The 12,649-nt window shown below is 63.4% G+C and carries 14 protein-coding genes and 1 riboswitch; of the genes, 1 reads left to right on the top strand and 13 read right to left on the bottom strand.

Translation table 11 applies throughout. The features are described 5' to 3' along the window. Window positions 1-60: 60 nt before the first annotated feature. The 13 genes from PSH91_RS19855 to cobO all read right to left on the bottom strand — a co-directional run bounded on the left by PSH91_RS19855 (window position 61) and on the right by cobO (window position 11,553). Window positions 61-612 (bottom strand): glutathione peroxidase, encoded by a 552-nt coding sequence (locus tag PSH91_RS19855; protein ID WP_047228707.1) that lies wholly within the window; start codon window positions 610-612, stop codon window positions 61-63. Between the two features lie 183 nt (window positions 613-795). After that, on the bottom strand, window positions 796-2,004 hold the full coding sequence (locus tag PSH91_RS19860) for an MFS transporter (RefSeq protein ID WP_076383765.1): 1,209 nt from the start codon (window positions 2,002-2,004) through the stop codon (window positions 796-798). A gap of 52 nt (window positions 2,005-2,056) precedes the next feature. Beyond that, window positions 2,057-2,461 carry a MarR family winged helix-turn-helix transcriptional regulator gene (locus tag PSH91_RS19865; RefSeq protein WP_047228709.1) on the bottom strand — a complete coding sequence of 135 codons (405 nt, stop codon included), beginning with the start codon at window positions 2,459-2,461 and terminating at the stop codon, window positions 2,057-2,059. An 85-nt stretch (window positions 2,462-2,546) separates the two neighbouring features. Next, window positions 2,547-3,284: an adenosylcobinamide-GDP ribazoletransferase gene (locus tag PSH91_RS19870; protein ID WP_305466557.1), complete on the bottom strand. Its 738-nt coding sequence runs from the start codon at window positions 3,282-3,284 to the stop codon at window positions 2,547-2,549. A gap of 2 nt (window positions 3,285-3,286) precedes the next feature. Continuing rightward, window positions 3,287-3,862 (bottom strand): alpha-ribazole phosphatase family protein, encoded by a 576-nt coding sequence (cobC, locus tag PSH91_RS19875; protein ID WP_305466559.1) that lies wholly within the window; start codon window positions 3,860-3,862, stop codon window positions 3,287-3,289. Then, window positions 3,859-4,914 (bottom strand): nicotinate-nucleotide--dimethylbenzimidazole phosphoribosyltransferase, encoded by a 1,056-nt coding sequence (gene cobT, locus PSH91_RS19880; protein ID WP_076383762.1) that lies wholly within the window; start codon window positions 4,912-4,914, stop codon window positions 3,859-3,861. The genes cobC and cobT overlap by 4 nt, the downstream gene beginning before the upstream one ends. Further along, window positions 4,911-5,432 (bottom strand): bifunctional adenosylcobinamide kinase/adenosylcobinamide-phosphate guanylyltransferase, encoded by a 522-nt coding sequence (gene cobU / locus PSH91_RS19885; RefSeq protein WP_047228713.1) that lies wholly within the window; start codon window positions 5,430-5,432, stop codon window positions 4,911-4,913. Before cobU ends, cobT begins: the two co-directional genes overlap by 4 nt. Window positions 5,433-5,565: 133 nt before the next feature. Continuing rightward, window positions 5,566-7,017, bottom strand: coding sequence for a cobyric acid synthase (locus PSH91_RS19890; protein ID WP_305466561.1), 1,452 nt, complete (start codon window positions 7,015-7,017; stop codon window positions 5,566-5,568). Next, on the bottom strand, window positions 7,014-8,006 hold the full coding sequence (gene cobD, locus PSH91_RS19895; protein ID WP_047228715.1) for a threonine-phosphate decarboxylase CobD: 993 nt from the start codon (window positions 8,004-8,006) through the stop codon (window positions 7,014-7,016). Before cobD ends, PSH91_RS19890 begins: the two co-directional genes overlap by 4 nt. Beyond that, complete coding sequence (cbiB, locus tag PSH91_RS19900; RefSeq protein WP_076383759.1) at window positions 7,999-8,907, bottom strand: adenosylcobinamide-phosphate synthase CbiB; 909 nt, start codon at window positions 8,905-8,907, stop codon at window positions 7,999-8,001. The genes cobD and cbiB overlap by 8 nt, the downstream gene beginning before the upstream one ends. After that, window positions 8,904-9,554 (bottom strand): 5,6-dimethylbenzimidazole synthase, encoded by a 651-nt coding sequence (gene bluB / locus PSH91_RS19905; protein ID WP_305466562.1) that lies wholly within the window; start codon window positions 9,552-9,554, stop codon window positions 8,904-8,906. Before bluB ends, cbiB begins: the two co-directional genes overlap by 4 nt. Further along, window positions 9,551-10,945: a cobyrinate a,c-diamide synthase gene (locus tag PSH91_RS19910; protein ID WP_188252296.1), complete on the bottom strand. Its 1,395-nt coding sequence runs from the start codon at window positions 10,943-10,945 to the stop codon at window positions 9,551-9,553. The genes bluB and PSH91_RS19910 overlap by 4 nt, the downstream gene beginning before the upstream one ends. Next, a complete protein-coding gene (cobO, locus tag PSH91_RS19915; protein ID WP_047228719.1) occupies window positions 10,942-11,553 on the bottom strand; it encodes a cob(I)yrinic acid a,c-diamide adenosyltransferase in 612 nt (203 codons plus the stop codon). Before cobO ends, PSH91_RS19910 begins: the two co-directional genes overlap by 4 nt. A gap of 77 nt (window positions 11,554-11,630) precedes the next feature. Beyond that, a riboswitch (cobalamin riboswitch) is annotated at window positions 11,631-11,869 on the bottom strand. Between the two features lie 159 nt (window positions 11,870-12,028). On the opposite strand from cobO, the gene PSH91_RS19920 reads away from it, so the two are divergent. Next, on the top strand, window positions 12,029-12,613 hold the full coding sequence (locus tag PSH91_RS19920; protein WP_047228720.1) for a hypothetical protein: 585 nt from the start codon (window positions 12,029-12,031) through the stop codon (window positions 12,611-12,613). Window positions 12,614-12,649 lie beyond the last annotated feature (36 nt).

A 12,649-nucleotide genomic window follows, 5' to 3' on the forward strand; every position in this document is an offset into this window, starting at 1 on the left:
TCTGAAGCGAAAAAAAGCCCCGCACTCTGCAAAGAGGCGGGGCTTTTTCGTGACTAGCGATCAGGGGCGGGACGCGATGGCCGCTTCTACCGCCTGGATGAATTCAGGATCGTCGGGTTTGGTCCGACTGGAGAAGCTGGCGACGACTTTACCCTGGCGGTCCACGACATACTTATAGAAGTTCCATTTCGGTGCCCCGGACTGTTCGGCCAGATGCTTGAACAACGGGATGGCGTCCGCGCCGCGTACCGGTTGGGGCTCGGTCATGGTGAAGGTCACGCCATAATTGACGTAGCAGACCTTGGCGGTCTCTTCGCCGTCCTTGGATTCCTGTTTGAAGTCATTGGACGGTACCCCCAGCACTTGCAGACCGTCACCTTTATAGCGCTGGTTGAGTGCCTCCAGACCTTTGAACTGCGGGGCGAAACCGCAGAAGCTGGCAGTGTTGACCACCACCAGCGGCTGGCCGGCGAAACGCTGGCACAGATCGATGTTTTCCTTGGCCCGCAACTTGGGCAGCGAGCCCTCCAGCATGGGTGGGCAGTCAGCGGCCCATACGTGCCCGGTCAAAGCCAGCAGCAGAGCGGGTACAGCAAACCTGCGCATCAGCATGTCGCAATCTCCTTGAAAGCACGTCAGACCCCGACGTTACTCCCCCCTGCCCGGCGCCGTCCACCGCTCAGCAGGTGCCCATACCCAGTTGCATCAACGCCAGCCCGCCCTGATGCCACCCCCACCAGGCGACCACCAGCAGCAGGCCGGCACCGGCAGCAATCAACCACGGGCCTACGCGGCTCATGCCGCACCTGCCTGAACTTGCAGCCGCGCCACCGGACGCTCACGCACCGGCCAGTTCAACGCCGCCGCCAGCAGACTGAGCAGGATCGACACCTGCCAGATCAAGTCATAACTGCCGGTTCGGTCGTATACCACCCCACCCAGCCAGCCCCCCAGGAACGAACCTAACTGGTGGAACAGGAACACGATCCCACCCAACATTGAGAGATTTCGTACACCAAACAACGTCGCTACCGTGCCGTTGGTCAAAGGCACCGTCGACAGCCACAAAAAGCCCATCGCCATCCCGAACAGGTAAGCCGTGGTAGTCGTCACCGGCAACCACAGGAACAAGCCAATCACCACCGCCCGCAACAGGTACAACCCGGTCAGCAAGCGCGGCTTGGACATCCGACCGCCCAACCAGCCTGCGGTGTAGGTGCCGAAGATATTGAACAGGCCGACCAGGGCCAGCACGGTCGTGCCGACGCTGGCCGCCAGGTGCTGGTCCACCAGATAGGCCGGCAAATGCACGCCAATGAATACCACTTGGAACCCACAGACAAAAAAGCCAACCGCCAGCAGCCAGAAGCCGGAGTGGCTGCAGGCCTCGCGCAGCGCTTCGGACAAGGTTTGCTCATGACCGGTCAGCGGCGCAGGGGTGTCCTTGAGCATGCTCACCAGCGGCACGATCAGCGCCACCAGCAGCCCCAGCGCCAACAGCGCGGCAGACCAGCCGAGCCAGCCAATCAGCCCCAGCGTGCCCGGCAACATGGCGAATTGGCCGAAGGAGCCGGCAGCGCTGGCGATCCCCATGCCCATGCTGCGTTTTTCCGGCGGCACAGCACGCCCGACCACGCCGAGGATCACCGAAAACGACGTGCCGGACAGACCGATACCAATCAACAGACCCGCGCTCAATGAAAGCGACCATGGCGAGTCGGCCATGCCCATGAAGACCAGGCCGAGGGCATACAGCACACCACCGATGAGCACGACTTTCGCGGCACCGAAGCGGTCGGCCAGCGCCCCGGTAAAAGGTTGCGCCAAGCCCCAGATCAAGTTCTGCAAGGCAATGGCGAAGGCAAACACCTCACGACCCCAGCCAAACTCGGCACTCATCGGCGCCAGAAACAGCCCGAAGCCATGCCGTACACCCAGGGACAACGCCAGGATCAGCGCGCCGCCCACCAGAACCCAACCACAGGTACGCCACATCGATGTCATTATTATTCTCCGGTCACGGGTATATACCCGCTTATCTTCGAACGAACCGGCTTCACGCCAGTTCATCCAGCAAGGCCAGCAACGTTGCGCGCTTTTCGGCGCCCAGCTTATCGATCAATCGTTGTTGCGCCGCTTCCCAGGCCGGCAACGCCGCCGCCAGCCGGGCATGCCCGGCTTCAGTGAGTTCGACAATGCGATTGCGCAAGTCTTCACCTTCGGCCAGCGCCACCAGCCCCTCACCTTCCAGTACCCGCAGGTTGCGCCCCAGGGTGCTGCGGTCCAGGCCCATGGCCTCGGCCAGGGAAGAGATACTCGGTTGGTCCAGGCGCGCCAGGTTGCTCAGCAAGGAATACTGGGCGACGTTGATCCCGAAGCCGTCGAGGGCGCCGTCGTAATACCTGCTGACGCCCCGAGCAGCGCGACGCAGGTTGATGCACAAACATTGGGAGGCAAGCATAGTGCGTGTATATACCCGCGATTAAGTGAATGCAAATTTTAATTCAGGAAATTTCAAACTGAATCCCCAGCCAGACAGGTAGCGCTCAATTCCAGATCAGCACCAGCCCCACCAACACCACCATTTCAAGCAGCTCCAGCAAGGCGCCTGCCGTATCCCCGGTACACCCTCCCAGCCTGCGCAACATCATCTGGCGCAACCCGATAAATACCGTTAGAGCGATGACCAGCGCCGATACCCCGACCCAGCCCGCCACCAGCACGCCCCCCAGCGCACAGGCCAGCAATACCTGCCAGCCGCTGTGGCGCGGCAGATGGTCGGCGAGCGCCTGCCCTAACCCGCCGGCACGCACGTATGGGGTGGTCAGGAACAACCCCAGCAACGCGCCACGCCCCAACACCGGCACGATGATCAATGCCAGGGTTTGTCGCTGCTCGATCAGCGCCAGCAATGCGGCGAATTTGAGCAGCAGCACCAACACCAGCGTAATCACCGCAATCGGCCCGCTGCGGGGGTCTTTCATGATCAGCAGCGTACGCTCGCGATCGCCAAAACCGCCGAGCCAGGCATCCGCGCTGTCGGCCAGCCCGTCCAGGTGCAGGCCGCCGCTAAGCAGCACCCAAGCGGTGAGCAACAGGGCTCCATGGAGCAGCAGCGGCGTGCCAAGCAACAGGGCATCAAGCCCCCACAACAAGCCTCCGAACAACAGACCTATGAGCGGATAAAACAGCAACGAACGCCCCAACTGCGCAGGCTCAGGCATGCCCGGCAAGCGAACCGGCAGGCTGCTCAGGAACTGCAAGGCGATCCAGAACGCCAGCATCTTCAGCCCTCTTCCTTCAACACCGAACCAGGCGACACCCGAAGAGAAAACAGCGCGCCATGAGCCACTTCTACATTGAGCAACTGCTCCCGAGGCAGACCGCGGGCTCGCGCCAGCAGCAAGCGCATCACCCCGCCATGGCTGACCAGCAATACGCGCTGCCCTGCATACGCGGTCCTCAGGCGTTCAACCGCCGCCAGGACTCGCTTCGAAAACTCCAGCACCGGCTCGCCGTCTGGCGGAGTGAATGCGTAGGGATCGGTCCAAAAGCGGCCCAGCGCCTCGGCGTCGGTGTCCATCAACGCCGCCGCGCTGCAGCCTTCCCAGGCGCCGAAATGCAGCTCCTGCAGACCCTTGTCCAGGTGCACCGGCACATCGAGCTGGACGCCGAGTTGCTCAGTGAAACGGGCGCAACGCTGCAACGGCGAACTCACCAGCCGATCCCAGGGCCCGCGCGCCGCGACCGCCTCGCGCATCTGCTCCCAGCCCCTGTCCGTCAAGGCATCGTCGAGGCTGCCACGCAGCCCGCCGCCCAGTTCGGTCTCGCCGTGGCGCAGCAGGTCCAGGTGCAAAGTCATGCCGGGCGATCCGCCACAGCCGCTTCGGCAAACGTCGCCATCTGCCCGTGAAGATCACACGCCAGGCGCAACAGCGGCACCGCCAACGCCGCACCACTGCCCTCACCCAAGCGCAGGCCCAGGTCAATGAGCGGCTCAGCGCCGAGGGTTTCCAGAACGTGCCGATGCCCCGGCTCGGCACCGCGATGGCCGAACAACAGCCATTGCCTGCATTGAGGATTGAGACGCACCGCCACCAGTGCTGCGACGCTGCAGATGAAACCATCCACCAGCACCGCAACGCCCTGCTGGGCGCAGGCCAGATACGCGCCAGCCAACGCTGCGATTTCAAACCCGCCCAGGTTGAACAGTGTTTGCAGTGGATCGTTACGCTGTGCACCGTGCAACGCCAGGGCGCGCTCGATGACTTGAGCCTTGCGGCTGACACCCGCGGCGTCCAGCCCGGTGCCCGGCCCGACCAGGTGAGTCACCGGGCAGTCAAGCAAGGCACAGGCCAGGGCACTGGCCGCCGTGGTGTTGCCGATGCCCATTTCGCCGCCGATGAACAGCTGCGTTCCGGCGGCGACAGCACGCAACACACTGTCACGTCCGGCCAGCAATGCCTGCTCGCCTTGGGTCACGGTCATCGCCGGCCCCTGCACGAAATTCGCGGTACCTGGCCCCACGTTCAGATGCCGCACACCGGGTAGCGCCAGCGAAGGCGTCACAGTGCCCAGGTCAACCACTTCCAACGAGGCGCCCAGTTGCCGCGCCAATACACTGATCGCCGCGCCACCGCTGACGAAATTGAGGAGCATCTGCCCGGTGACTTCCTGGGGATAGGCCGATACGCCTTCGGCCACCACACCATGATCACCTGCGAAAATTGCGATCCAGAGTTGATCCAGGCTCGGCTTGACCTGCCCTTGCAAACCCGCCAGTTGCACCGCCACTGCCTCGAGTCGCCCCAGGGAACCGGCCGGTTTGGTCAGTTGTTGCTGACGAACCGCGGCCTGCTCCAGGGCCTGGGTGTCGAGGGGCTTGCACGGGTCCAGCCACCAGCGATGATTCATAACGCAGTACCTTTGAGAGTCAGGGGCAAGCCGGCAACGGTCAGCACGACGCGCTGGCAACGTTCGGCCAAAGCTTGATGCAGCCAACCGGCTTCATCGACATAACGGCGAGTCAACTCGCCCAGCGGCACGACACCCATTCCGGTCTCGTTGCTGACAAAAATGATTTCGCCCGGCAGCGCGCCAACGCATTCCAGTAGAGCGTCACGCTCGGCGTTCAACTGCTCGAGGTTGTCGAGCATCAGCAGATTGGTCAGCCACAGGGTCAGGCAATCCACCAACAGGCATTGCCCTGAACCGGCGTTATCGCGCAGCACCCGCGCCAGGGCCAACGGCTCCTCCACCAGCGCCCATTCGGCCGGACGGCGAGCGCGGTGTTGGGCGACCCGTTCGTTCATCTCGCCGTCCAGGGGTTGGCTGGTGGCGATGTAGGTAACGGGCAATCGGCTGTCTGTGGCGAGCTTTTCGGCCAGGCGACTCTTACCGGAGCGGGCGCCGCCGAGGATCAGTTGCAGCATGTTTTTTACCTTTCAAATTGGCGGTGTTGCTGCCGGCTTCATCGCGAACAGGCTCGCCCCCACAGTGGTTATGCGATGCATACAAGTCCCTTGTGGGAGCGAGCCTGCTCGCGATGAGGCCAGTGCAGCCACCCTAGATCCCACACAGCTCACGCAACAGCCCGGTATCCAAATGCCGCTCCACCAGATCCGCCAACCGCTCGATGTCCCGCTCGCGCAACCCGTGGTAGTCCACCGCCTGCACATTCTGCAACCCGGCCCAACGCAGCAAGGCGCTGCTGGCCGCCGCTGACTCGAACAGCCCATGCAGATAGGTGCCGAAAATCTGTCCATCCAGACTCTGGGCGCCATCACAACGCCCGTCATCCAACTGCACCGCCGGGTTTTCCAATGCCGGGCCTGAGGTTACACCGGCATGGATTTCATACCCGCTGACCTCGGCCTCTTCCAGGGCCAGTCGACCGCGCACATTGCGCAACTGCTTCTCGTGTTCCAGGGTCGTTTCGAAAGCCAGCAAGCCCAGCCCGGTGCTGGAGCCCGCGGCCCCTTCCAGCCCCAGCGGATCGTGGACCTGCTGGCCGAGCATCTGCAGACCACCGCAGATGCCTAGCAACTTGCCTCCATAACGCAGGTGACGATGGATGGCCGTCTCCCAACCGTTGGCGCGCAGGTAGGCCAGGTCACTGCGCACGCTCTTTGAACCCGGCAGGATGATCAAGTCAGCTGCGGGAATGGGCTGGCCTGGGCCGATGAATTGCAGATCGACCTGCGGATGCAGGCGCAGCGGATCGAAATCGGTGTGGTTGCTGATGCGCGGCAATACCGGCACCACTACCTTGAGCACCTGCTCGGCCTTGTCGGACTGCCGTTGATCGAGACCGTCCTCGGCTTCCAGATGCAGGTCCATCACGTACGGCAACACGCCAATCACCGGTTTGCCGGTGCGCGCCTCAAGCCAGTCCAGGCCCGGTTGCAGCAGGGCGATGTCGCCGCGAAAACGGTTGATGATGAAGCCCTTGACCCGCGCCTGTTCGCTGGGCGAAAGCAGCTCCAGGGTACCCACAAGGTGGGCGAAGACGCCGCCGCGGTTGATATCGGCAATCAGCAGCACCGGACAGTCCACCGCCTCGGCAAAGCCCATGTTGGCAATGTCACCGGCGCGCAGATTGATCTCCGCCGGGGAACCCGCGCCCTCCACCATCACCACCGGATACGCCGCGCTCAAACGTTCGTGGGAGGCCAGCACCGCTTGCATCGCGATGGCTTTGTAATCGTGATAGGCCACGGCATTCATGGTGGTGACGGCGCGGCCATGGATAATGACCTGGGCGCCGGTGTCGCTGTTGGGCTTGAGCAGCACCGGGTTCATGTCGGTATGCGGTTGGAGACCGGCCGCCTGGGCCTGCACGGCCTGGGCACGGCCGATTTCACCGCCATCGGCCGTTACCGCGCTGTTGAGTGCCATGTTCTGTGGTTTGAACGGCACCACGCTCACCCCCTGACGCCTGACCCAGCGGCACAACGCCGTGACGAGAGTGCTTTTGCCGGCATCGGACGTGGTGCCCTGCACCATTACAGTGGTCATTGGATGTCCTTGGCGTAGGCCTCGAAAGCTTGTTCCAGGCGCAGGAATTCACCGTCATCGGCCGGCAACCCGAAGCGCAGGCTGCTGGTATGGGTAAACAACCGCAGAAGAATGCCGCGCTGGGCCATGAAATCGTAAAGTGCCTGGGCGTGCTCAGTGACCAGCCATTGGAACAACCCGCAGCCGCCCTGAGGCTTGAAGCCGTGGCGTTCGAGCGTCAGCGCCAGGCGCTGACTGGTGTCTTCGCAGCGTTGGCGCTGGCGGGCCTGGGCGTCGGTGTCCAGCAGGCACGCCTGGCCCACCACCCGGGTCGGCCCGCTGACGGCCCACGGCCCGACTTGTTCGGCGAGCAACTTGAGCAAGTGGCGCTCGGCCAATACAAATCCCAGGCGAGCCCCGGCCAGGCCAAAAAACTTGCCGAACGAACGCAGCACGATCAATCCGACCTGATGGGCATGGGCGGCCAGGCTCAGTTGTGGCGTGACATCCATGAACGCCTCATCCACCACCAGCCAGCCACCGCGCTGGGCCAATCGGGCATGCCAGTCCAGCAAGCGCTCGGGGCTCAACAGCAAGCCCGTGGGGTTGTTGGGGTTGACCACCACCAGCACGTCAAGGCTGTCGAGGAAGAAGTCCACCTCCGGCTCCAGCACTTCACGCACGATGTAACCACTGCGGCGCCAGGCTTCGGCGTGTTCGGCGTAACAGGGTGAGAGGACGCCGACCTTGCCGGCCCGACGCAGGCGCGGCAAGAGTTGGATGGCCATCTGCGAACCCGCCACCGGCAGCACATGCATGGCGCCGTAATAATCGCAGGCGGCCTGTTCCAACCCGTCATCGGTCTCAGGCAGGCGTGCCCAGGCCCGCGGTGCAATCGCCGGCACGTCGAACGGCCAGGGCGCCAGGCCGCTGGACAGATCCAGCCAGTGCGCCTCGGCAATCGCGTATTGCCGGGCCGCGTTGCGCAGGCGCCCACCGTGCTCAAGCATAAAACTCAGCTCCCAGGCAGAGAATCAGCAACCACAACCATACGCCACGCTGGACCAGTTGCCAGCCGCGATCAATGGCGTCGGCGTTCGCCGGCGCGCCTTCGCCCAAGGGCGGACGTTGATGCAATTGGCCGTGATACACCGCCGCGCCACCCAGTTCGACCCCCAGCGCACCCGCGCCGGCGGCCATCACGGGCCCGGCATTGGGACTGTCCCAGGTCGGGCCCTGGGTGCGCCAGCACTTGAGCGCCAGGCGGGTTTTTCCAAGCACGGCGTAAGTCAGCGCCACCAGGCGCGCCGGAATGTAGTTGAGCCCATCATCGATCTTGGCCGCCGCCCAGCCGAAGCGCTCAAAGCGCTCGTTGCGATAGCCCCACATGGCGTCGAGGGTATTGCTCAGGCGGTACAACACCACACCTGGCGCGCCCGCGACGGCGAACCAGAACAGCGCGGCGAACACCGCGTCGCTGCCGTTCTCCAGCACCGACTCAGTGGCGGCACGGGCAACGGCAGTCTCATCCAGTTCAGCGGTTTCGCGACTGACCAGATAGCCGACCCGCCGGCGCGCTTCATCCAGATCCCCGCCGCGCAGAGCCCGGGCCACTGGCTCGACATGCTCCCCGAGACTGCGCAGGCCAAGGGCGAGGTACAGCGCCAGGATTTCCACCAGCCAGCCCACCAACGGCGCCCAGGACAGCGCCGTCGCGAGCAGGGTCAACGGCACCACGGCGATGATCCACGCCGTCACGCCATGGCTGCGCCAGCCACGCCCGCCGGAGTTGAAACGCTGTTCGATACGATCGGCAAAGCGACCGAACGCCACCAGCGGATGCCAGCGTCGGGGTTCGCCCAACAGCGCATCCAGCGCCACCGCGGCAGCACTGAGCAACGCCACACTCATGGGCTTACTCCCCAATGGTTTTCGTAGAGCAATTCATCCAGCGCACGCGGCTGCGCCCAGCCTTCCAGAGCGAGCATCGGTGCCGGGTAAAACCCCTCGACCGGCCCGAGGCACAATATTGCCAGCGGTTTGGCGCCTGCGGGCAGGCCCAACAGCTCGGCCAGGGCCAGGGGCTCGAACAGAGAAACCCAGCCCATCCCCAGCCCTTCGGCGCGAGAAGCCAGCCACAGATTCTGAATCGCGCAAGACAGCGAGGCCAGGTCCATTTCCGGCAGGGTTCGTCGACCGAAGACATAGCGCTCGCGATCATCCATCAACGCCGCCACCAGCACTTCGGCGCAGTCGTTGAGGCCTTCGACCTTGAGCTTCATGAATTCATCGCTGCGCTCGCCCAGGGCCTCGGCGGTGCGGATGCGTTCCTGTTCCACCAGTTGACGGAGTTGCCCACGCAAGGCGCGGTCGCTGATGCGAATGAACCGCCACGGCTGCATCAGACCCACACTGGGGGCTTGATGCGCGGCTTCCAGCAGGCGGCGCAGCAACGCTGGCTCAACGGTGCCGCCGGTGAAGTGGCGCATGTCGCGGCGTTCGGCGATGGCCCGGTAGACGGCATCGCGTTCGGCCTGAGAGAAAGCGGTGTCTGTCATGGCCGCTTCGCGAGCAGGCTCGCTCCCACAGGGGTCAGGTGATCGGAGGTGGGGGCGAGCCTGTTGGCGATAGCGGCCTCAGGATCAGGCGCAAACAGCGCGGCAATCGCCCTTGGATTCGACGGAAAATAGAAGTGCACATAGGAAGCCGTCATCCGACCCTGCCGGAAAACCGCCTCCGCGCCACGCCCGCCATTGGGGCTATGGCCTCGGGCAATCGGCTCCAGCCCGGTGCTGGTGAGGGAATGATGATAGGTATGCCCGCGCAAAGTGCCCTCCGGCAACTCCACCGATTGCAGCGCCAGGGCCGCCAGACGCTTTTGCATCTGCGCGTCACCGGCCAGCAACCCAAGCAGCTCGGCGCGGGTGCCGTCCACATCCGTCAACGAGTCCAACAGATAAAGCATGCCGCCGCATTCAGCCAGCAAGGGTTTGCCTGCTTGATGGTGCGCGCGGATCGCCGCCAGCATCGGCGCGTTTTGCGCCAGCGCAACATGGTGCAATTCCGGATAGCCACCGGGCAGATACAGGCTGTCCGCCGCCGGCAGTTCGCTGTCATGAATAGGTGAAAAGAAGCTCAGTTGCGCGCCCATGGCTCGCAACAAATCAAGGCTGGCGCCATAGGTGAAGGCGAACGCTTCGTCCCGGGCCACGGCGATGTGCACACCTTCCAGCCACGGCTGCGCGGCAATCACCGCTGGCGCGACGAACTCCACAGCCGGCGGCAACGCCACTTCACAACTGCCAGCCAAGGCATCGGCGGCGGCGTCGAGGCGCAGGTCCAGATCATTCAATTCACTGGCCTGGACCAACCCAAGGTGGCGACTTGGCAGCTCGATACCGGTTTCCCGTGACAGGGCGCCGTACCAGCGCAGGCCTTCGGTCAGGCTGCCTTCGAGCAACTGCGCATGACGCAAGGTGCCGACCCGATTGGCCAGTACCCCGGCGAAAGGCAAGTCCGGCTGATACCGCGCCAGGCCCAGGGCCAGGGCACCGAAGGTCTGGGCCATGGCCGTGCCATCGATCACCGCCAGCACCGGCACGCCGAAGTGCCGGGCCAGATCGGCACTCGATGGCGTGCCATCGAACAGCCCCATCACCCCTTCGATCAGAATCAAGTCGGCTTCGGCAGCAGCTTCCCACAACAATCGACGACTCTCCTGCTCGCCGACCATCCACATGTCCAGTTGGTAGACCGGCGCGCCGCTGGCCCGCTCCAGGATCATCGGGTCGAGGAAATCAGGCCCGCACTTGAAGACCCGCACCCTGCGCCCCTGCTTACGGTGCAAGCGGGCCAGGGCGGCGGTGACCGTGGTTTTGCCCTGCCCGGAAGCAGGAGCGGCGATCAGCACCGCCGGGCAGTGACGACTCGCCAAGGGAACATCGCTCACAGTTCGACGCCCTTCTGCGCCTTGATACCCGCTTGGAACGCGTGCTTGATCATGCCCATTTCGGTGACGGTGTCGGCCAGTTCAATCAATTCCGGCTTGGCGCCGCGACCGGTCACCACCACATGCTGCATCGGCGGACGGGCCTGCAAGTCGCTCAACACCTGGTCCAGGTCAAGGTAACCGTGCTTGAGGGCAATGTTGAGTTCATCGAGCACCACCAGGCCTATGGACGGGTCGCTCAACAATTGACGCGAAACTGCCCAGGCCGCTTCAGCCGCGGCGATGTCGCGCTGGCGATCCTGGGTTTCCCAAGTGAAGCCTTCGCCCATGACATGAAAGCGCACCTGCTCCGGGAAGCGACGGAAAAACAGCTCTTCACCGGTGCTGTTACGCCCCTTGATGAACTGCACCACGCCGCATTGCATGCCATGGCCCATGGACCGGGCCAGCATGCCGAACGCAGAACTGCTCTTACCCTTGCCGTTGCCGGTCAGCACCAGCAGCAGGCCACATTCGTTTGGCGAGTTGGCGATGCGCTCGTCGATCACGGCTTTCTTGCGCAGCATGCGCGCCAGGTGGCGTTCGTCGCGATCGGGGGTGTGGGTCATGGGAGCTCTCCGTTGGGATTGGATAACGGCGGGCGGGCACAAAAAAGACGGCAACAAGCCTGGCATCGCCCACCGTGATGCCGTTGGATGAATCAGGCCGGTCTCCGGGCTCATGAGCGGCGTGATGCCGGGCTGCGCGCCTTCCCATGTCGTACGGACACAGTGGCTGGTGGCCTGTGTAGTGCCAGGCGCAGCGTTGACTCATTTACCGTTGCGGGGGCAGCGCCGGGTTCGTATGCACTCACCGGCTTCCCTGTTTCACTCTGTCGACCCAACGATCGCCCGGTCACAGAGCACCTGAAACAAGCCGCGAAGGTTAGAGGGTTGGGGGTGGAGCGTCAATTAAAGCCGGCACAGGTTCAACAGCGGACATTGGCCCTGATCAATAAAATGACGCCAATCTTGTGCCATGCTGCGGCAAGTGATATCAAATAGGCATCACGACCCGATATCACAATAACAAGAGGGCAAAAGCATGCAAGGCATGATCATCAGCAATCCAAAACTGGAATTCCTGCGCCCGGTGCTGGAACGCTGGTTTGACTGTATCGACCGTTACAACGCCGTGCGCGGCGATAACGACACACCTTACTGGTTCGATGAAAAAGCCAATCTTGGCTTGCTCTCGGCCGCAGCCTGGATGGCCGAGATGGTCACGCTGCAGAACACCCCCACTCGCAAACAGAATGAAGAAGGCGAACGCAACGTCAGCGCCGATCTGTTCATCGCCGGCACCGAGGAGCGTGCTTTCATCCAGGCCACTCAACGCTGGCCGAAGGTCAAGAACCTCAATCTCACCCAGCCGCTGCTCGACATCACCAGCGACGCCAAACGTATCAGCTATTCCAGTGACCTGCGATTGGGCTGCCTGTTCGTCGCACCGCAAAAGGCCCAGCAGAGCGCCACGCCGGAAGAACTGCAGGACATGATCGATGAACTGCAGAAGGAAAATACCTGCGCCGTGGCCTGGTACTTCCCTTATGCCTATCGCAAGTTGCGCAATGAGGCCGGGCAGTATCATCCGGGCATCGCCGTGCTGTTCAAGCAGGCCCACGGCTGACCGGTTGAACCATCGCGGGTCTAAGCTTCTCTATGA

It is taken from the genome of Pseudomonas sp. FP1154 (assembly GCF_030687245.1).
Taxonomy (GTDB): domain Bacteria; phylum Pseudomonadota; class Gammaproteobacteria; order Pseudomonadales; family Pseudomonadaceae; genus Aquipseudomonas; species Aquipseudomonas rhizophila.

Excerpts from the sequence above, each read along its gene's own strand:
- PSH91_RS19855 (WP_047228707.1), bottom strand. The coding sequence starts at position 612 with ATGCTGATGCGCAGGTTTGCTGTACCCGCTCTGCTGCTGGCTTTGACC.
- PSH91_RS19860 (WP_076383765.1), bottom strand. The coding sequence starts at position 2,004 with ATGACATCGATGTGGCGTACCTGTGGTTGGGTTCTGGTGGGCGGCGCG.
- PSH91_RS19865 (WP_047228709.1), bottom strand. The coding sequence starts at position 2,461 with ATGCTTGCCTCCCAATGTTTGTGCATCAACCTGCGTCGCGCTGCTCGG.
- PSH91_RS19870 (WP_305466557.1), bottom strand. The coding sequence starts at position 3,284 with ATGCTGGCGTTCTGGATCGCCTTGCAGTTCCTGAGCAGCCTGCCGGTT.
- cobC (WP_305466559.1), bottom strand. The coding sequence starts at position 3,862 with ATGACTTTGCACCTGGACCTGCTGCGCCACGGCGAGACCGAACTGGGC.
- cobT (WP_076383762.1), bottom strand. The coding sequence starts at position 4,914 with ATGAATCATCGCTGGTGGCTGGACCCGTGCAAGCCCCTCGACACCCAG.
- cobU (WP_047228713.1), bottom strand. The coding sequence starts at position 5,432 with ATGCTGCAACTGATCCTCGGCGGCGCCCGCTCCGGTAAGAGTCGCCTG.
- PSH91_RS19890 (WP_305466561.1), bottom strand. The coding sequence starts at position 7,017 with ATGACCACTGTAATGGTGCAGGGCACCACGTCCGATGCCGGCAAAAGC.
- cobD (WP_047228715.1), bottom strand. The coding sequence starts at position 8,006 with ATGCTTGAGCACGGTGGGCGCCTGCGCAACGCGGCCCGGCAATACGCG.
- cbiB (WP_076383759.1), bottom strand. The coding sequence starts at position 8,907 with ATGAGTGTGGCGTTGCTCAGTGCTGCCGCGGTGGCGCTGGATGCGCTG.
- bluB (WP_305466562.1), bottom strand. The coding sequence starts at position 9,554 with ATGACAGACACCGCTTTCTCTCAGGCCGAACGCGATGCCGTCTACCGG.
- cobO (WP_047228719.1), bottom strand. The coding sequence starts at position 11,553 with ATGACCCACACCCCCGATCGCGACGAACGCCACCTGGCGCGCATGCTG.
- PSH91_RS19920 (WP_047228720.1), top strand. The coding sequence starts at position 12,029 with ATGCAAGGCATGATCATCAGCAATCCAAAACTGGAATTCCTGCGCCCG.